Below are 15,438 nucleotides of genomic sequence, written 5' to 3'. Positions count from 1 at the left end.
CTGGGTGGGGCCGCCGGCCGGCGTGTGTGGTGCCTTCGCGAGGGACCGGTCCGGGGAGGACTCAGCCGAGGAGCTCGGCCTCGAGGTTGCCGAAGTGGAACTCGCGGATGACGGTGAGCAGTTCGGCCTCGTCGAGGGTGCCGCTGCCGTCGGTGTCGACCTGCTGGAAGGCCTCGCGGGCCTGGGCCTCGCCGAGGCCGAGCGCCTGCAGCCAGGAGGCGAACTCGGCGATGTCGATGGAGCCGTCGCCGTCGCGGTCGGCCAGGGCGACGAGGCTCTTGGCGACCGGCGCGAGCACCGGGTTGAAGGCCGCTTCGCCGCCCTGGACCAGCTCGGCCGTGACCTGGATGAACTGCTCGCGGCTGATCGGGCCCTGCTTCGAGACGCCGGCCTTGTCGGCGAGCTGCTCGAACATGTTCAGGAAGCCGTTCTTCAGCTCGACGGCCTTCGGCGAGTCGGGGGCCTCACCGAAGCCGCGGGCGATGTCGGCGGCCTCGGTGACGAAGTCCGAGGGCTCCAGCACGCCGTCGCCGTTGGCGTCCCACTTGTCAAAGCGCTTCGACAGACGCTCCTGCGCGACGCTTTCGACTGCCATGGTCATGGGCTGATCTCCTTGTTTCTTCACGGTGGCGGCCCGGACGGTCGTCCGGGCGCCTTCTCCCGCGGCCGGGGGCACCGGTGCGTGCCCCGGCCGCAAGTCCTTGATGGGGCCGGGCGGGCGGTGGTGTCAGAGCCGTGTCACGCGCCGGCCTTCGGCCGTGCCGCGTGTGTCCAGCACCTGGCAGCCGGCTCCGTCCCAGTCGGCCGACCGGTAGCCGGTGTGCTCCTGGAGCAGCACCGCGAGGTCGCTGCCGGCCAGTGCGTCCCGTTCCGTCCGGTGCCGGGGGACGGGTTCGCCGTCGACCTCGAACCGTTCGACGTACGGGTCGTGGTAGGCGACTCGTGCCCCGAGGGCGCGCAGGGCGCGTGCCACGGGGTAGGCGGGTGACTCCCGGGTGTCGGAGACATCCGCCTTGTAGGTGACGCCGAAGAGGGTCACCCGTGCCCCCGCCGGGTTCCTGCCCGCGGCGTGGAGCAGGTCGCGGACGCGGCCGGCCACGTGTTCCGGCATCGAGTCGAGTACCTCGCGGGCGGCGCGCAGGGTACGGAACGTGAAGCCCTGTTCCGCGGCCCGGGTCATCAGGTAGCGGGGGTCGACCGGGATGCAGTGGCCTCCCACCCCGGGGCCCGGCCGGAAGGCGGAGAACCCGAAGGGTTTGGTCCCCGCGCAGCGCAGCACGTCCCAGATGTCGATGCCGACGCGGTCGCAGTAGACGGCGGCCTCGTCGACCAGGGCGATGTTGACGTACCGGTAGGCGTTCTCCAGCAGTTTGGCCATTTCCGCCTCCCGGGTCCCGGTGGCGACGACGACCGTGTCGACGAGTTGCTCGTAGAAGACCTCGGCGTACTTGGCGCAGAGGGTGGTGCAGCCGCTGACGATCTTCGGTGTGGTGCGGAAGGTGAAGCCGGTGTTGCCGGGGTCGATGCGTTCCGGCGAGTAGGCGAGGTGGAAGTCCTCCCCCACACGCAGCCCGTACGCCTCCAGCAGGGGCCGGACGATCTCCTCGGTGGTCCCGGGGTGGCTGGTGGACTCGACGCAGACCAGCGTGCCCGGTTCCAAATACCGGGCGACCGTGCGGACGGCCGCCCGCAGGGGTTCCAGGTCCGGGGTGCCGGTGGCGGTGAGACCGGTCGGTACGCAGATCACGACGGTACGTGCGCCGGTGAGGATGCCGGGGTCGGTGCTCGCGCGGAAGCCCGCGGCGAGCATTGCCCCGACGTCCTCGTCGGTGACGTCACCGATGTGTGAGCGCCCCCGGCCGAGGCCGTCGACGACATCGGCGCCGATGTCGTGGCCGACGGTCTCCATGCCCGCCTCACAGGCCCGGCGGGCCAGCGGGAGCCCGACGTATCCGAGACCGACCACAGCGACTTCTGCAGACATGATTCCCCCCCATGTATCCCATGTGTCCGCCGGCGAAACGGCCGGTCAGGCGCTGAAGCTGCCGCTTCCGGGCGCCACGTGCGATCCGTAGCCGGGGGCGACCGTGACGGACGGCCCGAGGCAGAACGGGTCCCCGTAGACCCGCACCGGTCCGTCGGTGTCGTTGTTCAGCACATGGGCCGTCGCCGGGAGCTTGTGGCAGCCCTTCGGGTTCTCGTAGACGGAGAGGCTCTCGACCTCCGTCCGGAAGACCGAGACGGTGCCTTCGGCTGCGACGGCCGGCGTCTGGGCGAGTCCCACCGCGGCACCGGCCGCGAGGACGAGGGAGGAAACGACGAAACGTCGCACGAGCACTGTCTCCGTTACTGATCGGGCGGCCTACTCCCCGCAGAAAAAGGGAAGTTGAACCTCCGGTTCCGCTTACGTATCCAGCATGACACGCGATCCGGGCCTTGAACGCCATATATGGATATTTACCGCTCACGAGTGAATCGCCTTATAAGCCTGTTTACTTCGACGGGCGGCGATGCCCAGTGGCGGGGGGTTTCAACCGGTGGCGAGCCGGGCGCGGACGGCCCATTCGGTGACGGTGCGCCGGCAGATCTTCCCGGTGGGGCGCAACGGCATACGGTCCGTCACCAGCAGGTACTCGGGGAACTTCTTCCGTTCCAGGCCCCGTGCGCCGAGATGCCCGGTGACGGCGGACAGGGTCGGCGCTGGCGCCCGGGGCACCGGGCGCACGCAGGCGCACAGCCGCTCCCCGAACTCCTCGTCCGGCACCGGCACGCACACCGCTTCGGCGATGCCGGGATGGGTGCCGAGCTCGCGTTCCACCTCGGCGGGGCTGATGGTGTAACCGCCGCGGATCACCACGTTCTTGAGCCGTCCCAGGACCCGCAGCCGTCCGGCACCGTCGAGTGCTCCCAGGTCCCCGGTACGGACCCAGCCGGAGGCCGTGCGGTAGCGGGCGTCCAGTTCCGGCGCGCCGACGTAGCACAGCGGTGTCATGGGGCCCTTGGCGAGGATCTCGCCCGCCTCGCCGGCGGCGGCGGGGCGGCCGTCCGGGCGCACCACCCGGATCGCGGCCACGGCCGGGTCGGGGGTGCCCGCGGTGTCCCCGGCCGGGGCCCCGGGGGCGGCCGTATGGCAGTTGACCCCGTCGGACGACCCGTACACGGCGGTCACCGGCAGGCCGAACCTCTCCCGGCAGGCGGCCGCGGTGGAGCCGGGGAGCGCGGCGCCGCTGGAGACGACGGCCCGGAGCGAGGAGGTGTCCTCGTCCGGTGTACGGGGCAGGTCCGCCATGCGCCGCAGCATGGTCGGCACAGCGAAGAGATGGGTGGGCCGGTGCTCCTCCACCGCGCGAAGCGCGTCGGCGGCGGCGAACCGTTCCCGCACGATCAGCGTCCCGCCGAGCGCGGCCAGCGTCACCGGTACGCCCAGCGAGCCGTACGACGAGGCCAGCGGCACGAGGACCAGGAGGCGGGGCGGCCGGTCCATGGGCCCGGTGAGCGCCCGTACGTAGGCGGCCCGCCCGCCGGCCATCGCCTGGTGGCTGTACGCGACCATCTTCGGCTCCGCCTCGGAGCCCGAGGACACCAGGATCCTGGCGGGTGCCGTGGCCGGGGCGGGCGGTCCGGCCGGCTCGAAGGGCCCGCCGGCGGCGGGCCGGTCCAGCGACGGCCCGCCGCCGTCCGCGCCGGGGAAGGTGGTGAACACGGCCCGGAGCAGGGGGAGCCGGGCCGCCGCCTCGACGTCCGCCGGTTCGTCGAACACCGCTCCGCCGGCCCGGGACCTCCCGAGGAGTGCGAGGGTGTCGCGGACGCCTCCGCCGAGGGGGTAGGGGAGGGCGACCGCGCCGAGGGCGTAGACGGCGAGTTCCGCGGCGACGGCCCGGCGTCCGTTGGGCAGCCTGAGCGCGATCACGTCCCGGGCGCCGAGCCCGGCCCCGGCGAACAGGGCCGCGATGCGCAGGGTCTCGGCGTACAGCTCCGCGTAGGACACGGTGCCCCGTGTGTCCACCACCGCGTCACGGCCGGGGTCGGCCAGCGCGTGCCGCTCGAAGAGGGAGAAGAGGTCGGTGCCGGGGCACAGTCCGCGGGCCTCCCACGCGCGGCGGTCGGCGCGCGGCACCCGGTCGGGGAACTCCAGGCCGTTCCGGGAGCGCCAGGGCGCGCCGGAGTCCCCGTCGCCCATGCCGCCGGGGGGCCTGTCCGCCGCACCGCCGGGGGTGCTGACGGCCGTACCGCGTGTTCCGTGCCCGTCGGGGGTCCGCTTCCTCATCGGCCGTCCTCCTCGAACGTCCAGGGGCTCGCCGGGCGCGCGTAGGGCACCCGCTCGTCCGGGGGCAGGACCGCGCGCCCGAAGGCGGGGTCGGTGGCGAGGGCGGCCAGGTCCGTGCGGACCCGGACCGCCGGGAGTCCGGCCTCGCGCAGTCCGGCGAGCCACTCCTCGGTCCCGCCGGTCCGCAGCCGCCCGGCCACCGAGGCGGGCCCTGCCGCGAGGACGGCGCGGGCCACCTCCCCGGGCCGCCGCCGCGCCTCGGCCCCCAGGTGGAGCAGGCCGTCGGCGGTGGGCAGCGGCCGGTCCAGAGGGGTGAGCCGGACCCGCCGCGGCGGCCTCGGGACCAGCGCCGCGGCGGACAGCAGCGACGAGGCCACCCGGCATCCCCGGCGGGTCTCCTCCCGGGCCAGCAGGCCGGCGAGCACCGCCTGCGCCAGGACCAGGCCTCCGAGCACGTCGGTGACGGTCATCAGGGACGGTGCGGGCGGCCGGTCCACGGGGCGCAGCGCGGCGGCGAGCCCGCCGTGCACCTGGGCGAGGTAGTCGGTGCCGGTCGGCGGTGTCGGCCCGAGGGCGGCCCCGAAGCCGGAGGCGGAGGCGTACACCAGGCGGGGGGCGACGGCGTGCAGGTCGCCGGCGTCCAGGCCCAGGGTCCGCGCCTTGCCGGGGGCCCAGTTGTGCAGGAAGACGTCGGCGCGGGAGACCAGTTCCCGTACGGTGTCACGTCCCCGCCGGGTGGTGAGGTCCGCCTCGGCCACCCGCTTGCCGTGGTTGAGCGCGGAGAAACGTACCGAACAGCCCCCGGCGAGCGGCGGCAGGCCGCGCATGGGGTCGCCGCCCGGGGGCTCGACGCGTACGACGTCGGCGCCGAGCAGCCGCAGGACGTGCCCGGCCATGGGTCCCTGGACGCGCCGGGCCGATTCGACGACCCGGAGCCCGGACAGCGGCAGCGGGCCGGCCCCGGCCGCCGTCCCGCTCCGGCCGGGCGGGGCGCCTCGGGAAAGGCCGTCCGACGGGCGGGCCGGCTCGACGGTCCAGGGGGCGAGGTCCCGCGGCGCCGCCGTGGCTTCCCCCGCCTCGGCGACCGACACCCCGTGCGCCTCCCCCGCCTGCCGCACGGCCCGCAGGCCGTGCGCCCGTACGGCGGCGCGGAGTTCGGCCGGCAGCGGGCAGGCCGCCGTGGCGAACCTCTGCTGGAAGGGCAGCCAGCCCCGCCCCGCCGTCCTGGCCCGCACCCCCAGGCGCTGCCAGAAGCCGCTCCAGGCCAGGGGGTCGAGGGTCTCGATCTCGATCAGGACGCCGTCGGCGGTCGTCAGGGTCGCCAGGCCCGTTCCGCCGGGAGCCGGGTCCTGGGGGCCCTCGGCGGTGGCGGCGGCGAGGTACTGGGTGACGGCGAGGAGCGCGCCCTGGGTGAGCGAGGTGCGGACCCGCGCCCGCGGGTGCCCGCGCCTCGCCGCCAGCAGGGCGGCCGTGGCCCCCTGGGCGGCCAGTACGCCGGTCACCGTGGAGACGTAGTCCGCCACGAGCGGTTCGGGGGCGCCGGTCGCCCGGCCGTGGACCTCCATGAGCCCGCACGCGGCCTGGACCGCCTGCTCGTCGTCCGCGTCGAGTTCCACCGGTCCGGCGCCGTCGACGGACCAGACGGGCGGGCCCGCCTGCCGGGCGCCGCCGGCGGGTACGGCTCCACCCCTCCGTGCCGGGGGCAGGGCGGGGCGGGGCGGGGCGGACGACGGCCGGAGCGTGCGGCCGAGCAGCGCCTCGGCCACCGATTCGGCGGCGTGGGTGGTGGCCGGCGTCCGTCCGGGCAGGATCGTTTCGGTCGGGTTCACGTACGCCGGCCGCCTTCTCCGCCTCGCCGCATCGCGCTCTCCCCTCACATCGGATGATCTTTCCGGAGGAAGAACTCCGGGAAGGCGGTCCGGGGCACGGCGGCGGGGACTCTTCATCCCCAATGACTAGAACCCACAGGTGCGTTCGAGCGCCGGTCCCCGACGCGGCCCCGGCGGGGACCGGCGCGCCACCCGGGGCCCCCTCGGGATCCCCGTGGCCGCGGAGGCCGCCGGGACGGCCCGCCGCGACCCGGTCGCGCACCCGCGCCGGGCGCCGCGCCCGGGAGGCCGACGCGGGTTCCACCCGTCCGGGTCCCGCACTTCCCGGCGTTTCCGCCATAGGTTAGGTTAGGCATACCTAAGTAACACTGCGAGGTCTGTCCGCCTTACCCCTGGAGAACCTGGATGCGCCCCTCCCTTTCCCGCGTCACGCACCCCTCCCCCGCCGAGCGCGTCCTGTCGGTCCTCACCGCGGCGCATTCGATGACGGTGGTGAGCGACGGCCGTGAGCCCGTCGAGGTCCACCGCCTCGACGGCAGCCGCGCGAGGGGCCTCGTCCACCTGCACGAGCCGTCCGGATCCGGTCCGGGCGCGCGCGTACCGGTCCGGCTGGAGTTCACCGACATCGCGCCCGCCCCGGTACGGGACCGGCTGCGCGCCCGCGTCACGGTGACCGGACTGCTCGCGGCTCCGTACGGGGCGGAGGCCGGGGGGAACACCTGCGTGGAGTTCGGCCGGGCGGTCGTCGAGGACGGCGGGGGCCGGACCTTCGTCACGCTGGACGAACTGCGGGATACGGACCCGGATCCGATCGCCACCGGTGAGGCGGCGATGCTGACCCATCTCCTGGACGGCCACGGCGAACTCGTCCCCCTGCTGCTGCGCCTGGTACAGCCGCAGCCGGACAAGGGCGCCGTCCGGGTGCTGCCGCTGGCGATGGACCGGTACGGGCTGACCCTGCGCCTGGAGTATCCCGGCACCCACCGCGACGCGCGTCTGCCCTTCGCGAAGCCGGTGACCCGGATCGACCAGGCCGGGCCCCGGATCCATGCCCTGCTGTCCGCCGCCCGCCGCGCCTCGCACCGCAACCGGCTGCCCCTCTGAGGGCGGCGGAACACGGTCCCGGCGGGCCCCAGCGGTCGCGGACCGTGCCGCGTGGTGCGGGGAGAGCCCGCTCGCCGTCGCGGGCGAGGCCGTCGGGCCACTGCCGCCGGCCGGGGGTCCGGCCTACGGCACGGGGCGCCCTCGGCCCGCTGCTCCCGGTCCGACGCCCAAAGCCCGCCGGGCGAAGGCCCGTCACACTGAGGCCCGCCGCCCCGGGATCCGCCGGGCGAAGGCCCGTCACGCCGAGGCCCGCCGCCCCGGGATCCGCCGGGCAAAGGCCCGTCACGCCGAGGCCCGCGGCCCCGGGCCGTGCCGCGTGTCACGGCCGGCGGCGGCCCGGAGGAGGTCCCGCAGCTCCAGGGCGGCCGGCAGCGGGGCCGCGGGCAGGGACAGGTGCACGGTCCGGTGCGGGAGGAGGCCGCCGAGCCGGCACAGGACGAGACCGTCCGGGACCGCCCGGGCCGCCAGCGAGGGGACCAGGGCGATTCCCAGCCCGGCGGCGGCGTAACCGAACTTCCCCGCCCACTCCGCGATCCTGATGACTTTCCTGGGCCGGAAACCTGCCCGGGTCCACGCCTCGGCGAGCACGGCGGGGCTGTCCGCGGGCGCCTCCTGGAGCCACACCTCCTCACGCAGGTCGCACAGGTCGACGCTGCCGGCTCCCGCCAGGGGGTGCTCGCGGTGGAGCGCGACGAGCAGTTCGTCGTCCAGGAGAGCCGTCGTCCGGGTGCCCTCGGCCGACGGCAGCCCGGACGGGTAGTCGCTGACCACGGCGATATCGAGCGCCCCTTCCACGAGACGCCGCATCAGGGTGGCGCTCCGTCCCTCGACGGCGGTGACCTGCACGCCGGGCCGGGCCCGCGTGAACTCTCTCAGGGCCGTGGGTACCAGGAAGATGTTGGCGGTGGCGAACGCACCCACGCGCAGCACTCCCCCGCGGCCCGCGTGCAGGGCGGCCAGTTCGGCCTCGGCCCTGGACAGACGATCGAGTACGTCCACGGCGTGCCGGTGCAGCGTACGGCCCGCGGGGTTCAGCCGCACTCCCCGGGGGAGCCGCTCGAACAGCGGGCCTCCCGCCTGCTGTTCCAGGGAGGCGATGCGCCGCGAGACCGCGGACTGGGTGTAGCCCGTCCGCAGGGCCGCTGCGGTGAACGACCCGGTGTCGGCCACGGCCACCAGCAGACGCAGCGCTTCCGTCTCCAACACATTCCCTCCCCGCATGGCTCCGATGCAATCTAGTCGCTGGTGGAATGTGAGGCCGCGCCTTAGCGTCGTCCATGCCGTCCCGGTCCGGGGAGAGCGGAGAACCATGCCGGTGTCACGGAACAGCGGTGCGGGGCGGGGCCGGTGACAGCGGGGGCGCGCCCCGGCCGGACCGGCGGCACCGGCACGCGGTGCCGGGGAGACCGCCGGGGCGGACGCGGCCTTCACGCTGTCACCGGGTGCGCCCGTGCCTCCCGGCCGCTCCCTCGCGCCGGTCCGGCCGGGCACGGCTCCGCCCCGTCCCTGTCCCCCTGAGCGAAGCAGGTAACCATGACCACGCACAGTCCCGCGTCCGCACCGCGGCCCTTACCACCGGAGGCCGCCGAGCTGGCCGCCCGCCATGAACTCGGCGAGCTGCGGGGGGTGTTCGCGCCCCAACGCCTCGGCCGTCCGATGCTCGCCCTGCACCTCTTCACGCTCACCTACCTCCTGGTGCTCGTCGTACCGGGGATCCTGTTCTTCCTGTGGCTGCGCCGGTATCCGGACTTCAACAGGAAACAGGCCGCCAAGCGGCTGTGGCTGTTCGACGACGGCCTGATCGCGCATGCCCGGTCGGGGGACGGCATGGCCGTTCTGCGCTGGGATTCCGTACGGCTCTACACGGATGTCAGCCAGAAGATCGTCAACGGCGTCCCCGGCCCCGTCTCGTACGCCTACACCCTCCTGTCCTCACCGAAGGGGGCCGACACGACGCTCACGGAGTTCTACGAGCGCCCCGGCACCTGGGGGCCCTGGATCCAGGAGGCCGTCGTGCGGGCTCAGGGCCCCGGTGCCCTCGCCGCGGTGCTGGAGGGCGGGACGGTCGGTTTCGGTCCCTTCGACGTGTCCCTGGCCGGACTGGCCTCCGGCGGGAAGGACCGCTTGCCCTGGTCCGACCTGGAGGGGATCGACGTGCAAAACGGCCGCGTCCGCGTCATGAGGACCGGCGGGGCCGTCCCGTGGGGCGGGAGTGAGGTGAAGAGCGTCGCCAACCTCGCCGTCCTGCTCGCCGTCGCCGAGAGCCTCAAAGGGTCCGGGCCGGCGGGCCACCGCCCGTCACCCGGGCGGGGCTGAGGGGCGGCGGTCCGGGGCGTAGGCTTCACCCGGCGTGGACGCGACGGGGGGCGGAAGCACATGACGGCGGAGGCTGCGGGGAGTTGGAGGTCGGCTCTCGACTCGGTGGTGGTGTACGCGCAGGGCGCGGTCTGCCGGCGTGTGGCCCGTGGCCGTGTCCCGGCCGACGGCCGGGTACGGGTGACGGGGCTCCCCCGCTCACTGGACCCGGACTCGCTGCGGGCCGGAATCCTGGGACCCCCCGGGGTACGCGTCACCGAGGCCGTGGTGGAGTTCGGGGCCGGACCTCACCTCGCGGGTACGCCCGACGCGCTGCGGCGCGAGGTCGAGCGGCTGGACGACGTCTGCGCGGCGGTGCGCGGGCGCCGGGACCGTCAGCTGGTCCTGATCGAGGAGATCGGTGCGCTCCACCCCGTCGTCCCCGCCCGCAGGCGGGAGGACCCGCACCGCCGCACCCCGGCCGACGCGTGGCTGGAGCTCGCCGACTTCGTCGACGAGCGGCTGACCGGACTGCACCGGCGCCTCCTGGAGCTGGAGGAGGAACTGCGCGACGCCGAGCACGAACGCGCCGTCGCCGCCGACAGGCTCGCCCGCGCCTCCACCGACGCGCCGCCGGCCCATGTGGAGACCGCCCTCCGCGCACTCGTGACCCTCGACGGCGCCGAGGACGCGGAGGTGGAGCTGGAACTGGAGTACAGGGTGCCGGGCTGTGTGTGGGTGCCCGCCTACCGCCTCGCCTACCGTCAGGGCGACGGGAGCGGCCGCCTGGTGCTGCGGGCCTCCGTGGCCCAGCGGTCCGGCGAGGACTGGAGCGGTGTGCGTATCGCCCTGTCCACCGCCGATCTCCGGCGTCCCACCGGGCTCCCGAAGCTCCGTTCGATCCGGATCGGGCGCAGTCAGCCCGCACCCGCGCCCGCCGGCTGGCGGGAGCCGCCGGCCGGACTCGCCGGCCTCTTCTCCGGGTACGACGCCGCGGGCCCCCGTCCGGACACGACCGCCGTGCCGGTGGCGGTCGCGGCCGGCACCGCGCCGCCGGCCTCCGGGGCCGCTTTCGCGTCCGCCTCCTTTCCGTCACCGCCGCCTCCCTCCTCGCCGCCGCTGCCCCCTCCGCCCGCCCCGCAGGGTTACGGCGGTCCGCCCGCGTTCCCGGTGCCCGGCGGCCCTCCCCCGGATGCCTTCGGCGGTGCGGTGCCCGCTCCCCGGCGCGCCGCGTCCCCCTCGGCTCCCGCCGCTCCCGGCCGCGCCGCGCCTCTGCCCCCTCCGGCACCGGTGACCGGGCCTCCGCGGCCGGGCAGCGCCGAACTGGACTACGCCGCCCTCGTCCTGTGCGGCCCCGAGGAGCGGGAGGACCGCAGGGGCCGGCTCTTCCCCGGTGGCTCTTTCGATCCGGTGGCGGACGGGTGCCGGCAGCGTGCCGAAGCGGTGGCCTCGCTGCCGCTGCCCGGACAGGCCGTACGGCCCCGCGAGTCGGCGGGATCCTTCGACCACCGCTTCGACGCCGTCGCCCGCGCCGACATCCCGTCGGACGGCACCTGGCACACCGTCACCATCGGCGAGATCCCGGTCGGTCTGCGTACCGAGTACCTCTGCGTGCCGTCCGTGGAGCAGACCGTGTACGCGACGCTGGTGCTCTCCAACGCCACCGGCCAGGCCCTGCTGGCCGGCCCGGTGGAGGTCACCGTCGACGGCGGCTTCCTGATGACCGCCGCCCTGCCGACGCTCGCCCCCGGCGGTGTCCGCCGGGTGGGGCTCGGGCCGGCCGAGGACATCCGTGTCGTCCGCCGGACGCACCTGCACGAGTCGGCCTCGGGGCTGCGCAGCAGCACCACGGTGCTCGACCACCGTGTCCACGTGGAGCTGGCCAGCCGGCTCGCGAGGCCCGTCACCGTGGAGGTCCGCGAGCGGGTGCCGGTCACGTCCGATCCGGACGTCCGGATCGAGGAGCGGGCCGACTGGGCGGTCCCCGGGGAGGGCGCGGGGCCCGACCGGTACGCGCCGGGCACCCGCGTCTGGCGTCTGGAGCTGCCCGCAGGGGCCACCGCCGCCCTCGACGGCGGTTACGAGATCCGCATCCCGGCCGGCAAAGCACTGGCCGGCGGCAACCGGAGGAGCTGACACACGCCATGTCCACGGTCCTGAAGCCGATCGCCCTTCCCGTCACCGCCGTCACCTGCCTGGAGGACCGCGCCCACGTGGAGCGCACCGCGGTCCTCGCTCTGGAGGCCGGGGTCCAGCGGCTGCGTCTCGGGCCGGTCAGCGCGCTGGCCGACGACCGGAGCCTGCACGCCGAGCTGACCTCCGGTCCTCCCGCGGCCGTCGTCGACGTACGGATCGTCCGCGCCTGGACCCCCCGTGGGCCGCTGCCCGCCGCCGGTGACTCCGCCCTGCGCCACCGCGTCCACGCCCTGGAGGGGGAGCGGCCGGTTCTGGAGCAGCGGCGCGAGCGGCTGCGGGCCCGCCTCGGCCTGCTCGGCCGCCTCGCCGCGGATCTGCTGCGGGAGGTCGGTGAGGGCGCCGGCGCCGGGGAGGCCGAACGGCCCCGCTGGACCCGGGGGCTGGACCGGGTGGACGCCGAGCGCGACACGTACGGCGAGCGGCTCCGCGAAGTGGAGGCCCGGCTGGCCGTTCTCGACGCCGAGCTGGGGGAAGCCCTGCGGGCCCTGGACCTCGCCGAGGAGGGACCCGCCGAGCTGGTCGGCCATGTGGAGCTCACCGTGGACGCCTCGGCCGCCGGCCCGGCCGGGCTGCGTCTGAGTCATCTCACCCCGTGTGCCCTGTGGCGGCCCGCCTACCGGGCCGTCCTCGACGGGGACTTTCTGACCCTGGAGACCGAGGCGGTGGTCTGGCAGCGCACCGGGGAGGACTGGCCGGACGTACGCCTGACCCTGTCGACGGCCCGCTCGGCGCAGGCCACCGAACCTCCCCGGCTGGGCGAGGACCGGCTGACGCTCGAGGACCGCTCCCCGGCGGAGCGCCGTACGGTCGGCGTCGAGTCGCGCGAGGAGGAGATCGGGACCCTCGGTCCGGCCCCGGCCCGGGTGCTGGGTCTGCCGGGGGTGGACGACGGGGGCGAGGCGCGGGTGCTGAGGAGCCCGGTGCCGGTCTCGGTGCCCGGTGACGGCCGCGCCCACCGTGTGCCGCTCTCCGCGTTCACCACGGCCGCGCCCGGTGAGTACACCTGCTCACCGGAGCTGTCCCCGCTGGTCACGCAGGTGGTGCGGTTCGACAACCTGTCCGGCCACGCGCTGCTCGCCGGGCCTGTGCACCTGGTGCGCGGCAGCGGGTTCAGCGGCCGCGGCACCCTGGACTTCACCGCCCCCGGTGCCCCCGGCGAGCTGGCCTTCGGCAGCCGCGACGACTACCGGGTGGTCCGGGAGACCGAGGAGACCCGCGACACCACCAGGCTCACCCGGCGGACCGTGGTCACCCGCACGGTCCGGCTGCACCTGTCCCGGTTCTCCGCTCCCGGGGAGCACGACGACCGTGAGGTCGTCCTCCGGGAGCGGATCCCGGTCTCCGAGGTCTCGGCGGTGGAGGTGCGTCTGCGGGAGGAGGCGTGTTCCCCCGCGCCCGGCGCGGTCGACGCCGAGGGCATCGTCCGCTGGGACGTCACGCTCCCGCCCGGCGGCCACCGCACGGTCACCCTGGTCTACGAACTCACGGCGGGCTCCGAGGTCACCGGTCTCTGACTCCGGTGCGGGGGCGGCGCCGGCATGCGCTTCCCCCCGGGGGGTGCCGGGCCGGCCGCCCCGCGCCGCACGGGCCCGGTCAGTCGAGCACACGCAGTACCAGCCTCATCATTCCTGTGACGCCTCGCCCGACCCATCCGAGCAGCCCTGTCTCCACGACCAGTTCCGCGACGTCGGCGCCCGTCTCCGCCCGGTCCGCTCCAGAACGGCACCGGGGGCAGGAGCGGGGCCGACGGCGCTTCCGCCCACCGCACTTCTCGCATGTCGCCATGGCCTCATTCTTCCTCCCCGCCGCGGCCGTGCGTTCCGGCGGCCGTGCGTTCCGGCGGCCGTGCGTTCCGGCGGCCGCGAGGACGCTCCTCTCACCGGGGCCCCAGGTCAAGTCGTACGTGAGCAGGGCCCCATGACCGTATTCTCCGGGCGCGGTCCCCCCAGCCGTGCGAAGATCTACCAGCCCTTTCGGGCCCATCCCGCCGCTGTAACGTTCCTCCGGAGAGTCCATGCGCCGTTTCCACCTGCTTTCCACCGCTGTCCTCCTGCTCTGCACCGCCTGTTCCGGCGGTGTGGACAGCGGCGCGGAGAAGGCCGTGGACCACGGGGCGACCGTGCGTGCCGCGATCGGGAGGACGAGCGCGGACAGCGTCCGTGTGGACGAGAGGATCGAGCTGCGGTCCTTCGACAGCCCCACCACGTACGTGTTCGCGATCGCCGGCTCCTTCGACCTGGCGGCCGACAGGGGCCGGCTCACGGTGGAACTGGAGGACAGCGGCATGGACCCCGTCGAGGAGGTCTTCGTCGGTGACACCGTCTATGTGCGGGGCTCGCGGGCGGTGGCCGAGGACACCTGGGCCTCGGCCGACCGGAGCGAGGCACTGACCCGCTATTTCCTGCGGGCGCCGCTGAACGACCCCGAGCACCTGCTCCGGCAGGTGAAGGCGATGAGGCAGGTGTCGGACGAGGGCGAGGAGCGGGTGAACGGCGTCCCCGCGGTGCGTTACCGGGGCACGGTCGACCACGCCACCGCGACGCTCCGGATGACGACGGAGACACGACGCGGGCTGGACGAGCTGCGCGAGACGCTGGGCGACGACGTGCCCGTCTACGCGGACGTGTGGGTCGACGGGAAGGGGCGTGCCGTCCGGGTCCGGCTGTCCTTCTTCGGCGGTATGAAGGCCATGACGACGATGACGCTGTCGGATTTCGGGACGCCGGTGGAGGCCGAGGCGCCGCCGGCCGGGAAGATCGTCCCCGTGACGGCGGGCGAGGACGTCCTGCTGGCCTGAGGGCTCCCGCCGTGTGAGGGGCGCACCCGGCAGGCGTGCCTCCCGCACGGCGGGGGCGGTCACAGGAAGGCGGCGGCCCGGACCAGCCCCGCGACCGCCGTCGAGCGGCTGTGCGGGGGCCAGGCGATGACCGTGGTGACGCGGGGGGCGTCGTGGACCGGTACGGCCGTGAGGCCACCGCGGAGGCCGGTGCGTCCGGACTCCGGTACGACCGCGCAGGCGCGGCCGAGGGTGATGAGCTGGGTGAGTTGCGTGTGGTCGCGTACCTGCGGGCCGGGGCCGTCCGGGAAGGTGCCGTCGGGGCGCGGCCAGCGGGGCAGCGGCAGGCCGGGGAGGCCGGTTACCTCGGCGAGCCGCAGACGGGGGCGGGTGCCGAGGGGGTGGCCCGCCGGCAGGATCACGACCTGGCCCTCGGTCCGCAGGTCCTCGGTGTCGAAGCCCGCCGTGTCGTCGAACGGCCGGTGCAGCAGGGCAACGTCGGCCCGGCCGTCGCGCAGCACCCGCGTCTGCTCGCCCGGCCCGCACAGCATGACGTCCACGGCGACGGCTCCGGGCTCACAAGCGTAGGCGTCGAGGAGTTCCGCCAGCAGTTCGCCGGAGGCGCCCGCCTTCGCCGCGAGGACCAGGGCAGGGCGGCTGGTCGCGGCCTGTGCGGCGCGGCGGGTACGCCGCTCGGCGGCCGCGACGGCGTCCAGCGCCGCCCGCGCCTCCCTCAGCAGTACCGCCCCTGCCCCGGTCAGGGTGGTGCCCCTGCTGCCGCGTTCCAGGAGGGCCGCGCCCAGGCGCCGTTCGAGCCCGCTGATCGCCCGTGACAGCGGGGGCTGGGCGATCCCGAGCCGCTGTGCGGCCCGGCCGAAGTGCAACTCCTCGGCCACCGCGACGAAGTACCGCAGTTCACGTGTCTCCACCGCGCCAGGGTAACCGGGCCGGCCAGGAGCGATACCCGGCCG

12 protein-coding genes are annotated in these 15,438 nt (G+C 75.1%); 5 read left to right on the top strand and 7 right to left on the bottom strand.

The window, feature by feature from the left end:
• Positions 1-61: 61 nt before the first annotated feature.
• From CP967_RS30700 to CP967_RS30680, 5 genes are all read right to left on the bottom strand, one after another.
• Entirely contained in the window at positions 62-601 is a 540-nt protein-coding gene (locus tag CP967_RS30700) for an EF-hand domain-containing protein (RefSeq protein ID WP_150491094.1), read from the bottom strand.
• Between the two features lie 126 nt (positions 602-727).
• Positions 728-1,984 (bottom strand): nucleotide sugar dehydrogenase, encoded by a 1,257-nt coding sequence (locus CP967_RS30695; protein WP_190175036.1) that lies wholly within the window; start codon positions 1,982-1,984, stop codon positions 728-730.
• 45 nt (positions 1,985-2,029) lie between these two features.
• Entirely contained in the window at positions 2,030-2,332 is a 303-nt protein-coding gene (locus CP967_RS30690) for a hypothetical protein (RefSeq protein WP_229888273.1), read from the bottom strand.
• 198 nt (positions 2,333-2,530) lie between these two features.
• On the bottom strand, positions 2,531-4,267 hold the full coding sequence (locus CP967_RS30685) for a class I adenylate-forming enzyme family protein (RefSeq protein WP_229888272.1): 1,737 nt from the start codon (positions 4,265-4,267) through the stop codon (positions 2,531-2,533).
• Positions 4,264-6,096, bottom strand: coding sequence for a CoA transferase (locus tag CP967_RS30680; RefSeq protein ID WP_229888271.1), 1,833 nt, complete (start codon positions 6,094-6,096; stop codon positions 4,264-4,266). The genes CP967_RS30685 and CP967_RS30680 overlap by 4 nt, the downstream gene beginning before the upstream one ends.
• A gap of 405 nt (positions 6,097-6,501) precedes the next feature.
• Between CP967_RS30680 and CP967_RS30675 the strand changes: the two genes are divergently transcribed.
• Positions 6,502-7,200: a DUF2470 domain-containing protein gene (locus CP967_RS30675; protein ID WP_150491090.1), complete on the top strand. Its 699-nt coding sequence runs from the start codon at positions 6,502-6,504 to the stop codon at positions 7,198-7,200.
• A gap of 282 nt (positions 7,201-7,482) precedes the next feature.
• On the opposite strand, the gene CP967_RS30670 is transcribed toward CP967_RS30675, so the two are convergent.
• Positions 7,483-8,406 carry a LysR family transcriptional regulator gene (locus CP967_RS30670; RefSeq protein WP_150491089.1) on the bottom strand — a complete coding sequence of 308 codons (924 nt, stop codon included), beginning with the start codon at positions 8,404-8,406 and terminating at the stop codon, positions 7,483-7,485.
• A 327-nt stretch (positions 8,407-8,733) separates the two neighbouring features.
• Between CP967_RS30670 and CP967_RS30665 the strand changes: the two genes are divergently transcribed.
• From CP967_RS30665 to CP967_RS30645, 4 genes are all read left to right on the top strand, one after another.
• Complete coding sequence (locus tag CP967_RS30665) at positions 8,734-9,516, top strand: DUF6585 family protein (protein ID WP_150491088.1); 783 nt, start codon at positions 8,734-8,736, stop codon at positions 9,514-9,516.
• 60 nt (positions 9,517-9,576) lie between these two features.
• Positions 9,577-11,631, top strand: a complete 2,055-nt coding sequence (locus tag CP967_RS30660) for a DUF4139 domain-containing protein (protein WP_150491087.1) — start codon at positions 9,577-9,579, stop codon at positions 11,629-11,631.
• Positions 11,632-11,639: 8 nt separating this feature from the next.
• Positions 11,640-13,205 (top strand): mucoidy inhibitor MuiA family protein, encoded by a 1,566-nt coding sequence (locus CP967_RS30655; RefSeq protein ID WP_150491086.1) that lies wholly within the window; start codon positions 11,640-11,642, stop codon positions 13,203-13,205.
• Between the two features lie 500 nt (positions 13,206-13,705).
• On the top strand, positions 13,706-14,488 hold the full coding sequence (locus CP967_RS30645; RefSeq protein WP_150491084.1) for an SCO4651 family lipoprotein: 783 nt from the start codon (positions 13,706-13,708) through the stop codon (positions 14,486-14,488).
• A gap of 59 nt (positions 14,489-14,547) precedes the next feature.
• Here the strand turns inward: CP967_RS30645 and CP967_RS30640 are convergent, their stop codons facing one another.
• Positions 14,548-15,396, bottom strand: a complete 849-nt coding sequence (locus CP967_RS30640) for a LysR family transcriptional regulator (protein ID WP_150491083.1) — start codon at positions 15,394-15,396, stop codon at positions 14,548-14,550.
• Positions 15,397-15,438 lie beyond the last annotated feature (42 nt).

The organism is Streptomyces nitrosporeus, assembly GCF_008704555.1.
In the GTDB taxonomy this organism is placed as follows: Bacteria; Actinomycetota; Actinomycetes; order Streptomycetales; family Streptomycetaceae; genus Streptomyces; species Streptomyces nitrosporeus.
The sequence above is the reverse complement of the archived record's forward strand: the minus strand, read 5'-3'. Positions and strand labels throughout refer to the sequence as shown.

Bases quoted from the DNA above. Each gene is read 5' to 3' on its own strand.
- CP967_RS30655 (WP_150491086.1), top strand. From the start codon at position 11,640: ATGTCCACGGTCCTGAAGCCGATCGCCCTTCCCGTCACCGCCGTCACC.
- CP967_RS30695 (WP_190175036.1), bottom strand. From the start codon at position 1,984: ATGTCTGCAGAAGTCGCTGTGGTCGGTCTCGGATACGTCGGGCTCCCG.
- CP967_RS30700 (WP_150491094.1), bottom strand. From the start codon at position 601: ATGACCATGGCAGTCGAAAGCGTCGCGCAGGAGCGTCTGTCGAAGCGC.
- CP967_RS30665 (WP_150491088.1), top strand. From the start codon at position 8,734: ATGACCACGCACAGTCCCGCGTCCGCACCGCGGCCCTTACCACCGGAG.
- CP967_RS30675 (WP_150491090.1), top strand. From the start codon at position 6,502: ATGCGCCCCTCCCTTTCCCGCGTCACGCACCCCTCCCCCGCCGAGCGC.
- CP967_RS30685 (WP_229888272.1), bottom strand. From the start codon at position 4,267: ATGAGGAAGCGGACCCCCGACGGGCACGGAACACGCGGTACGGCCGTC.
- CP967_RS30645 (WP_150491084.1), top strand. From the start codon at position 13,706: ATGCGCCGTTTCCACCTGCTTTCCACCGCTGTCCTCCTGCTCTGCACC.
- CP967_RS30660 (WP_150491087.1), top strand. From the start codon at position 9,577: ATGACGGCGGAGGCTGCGGGGAGTTGGAGGTCGGCTCTCGACTCGGTG.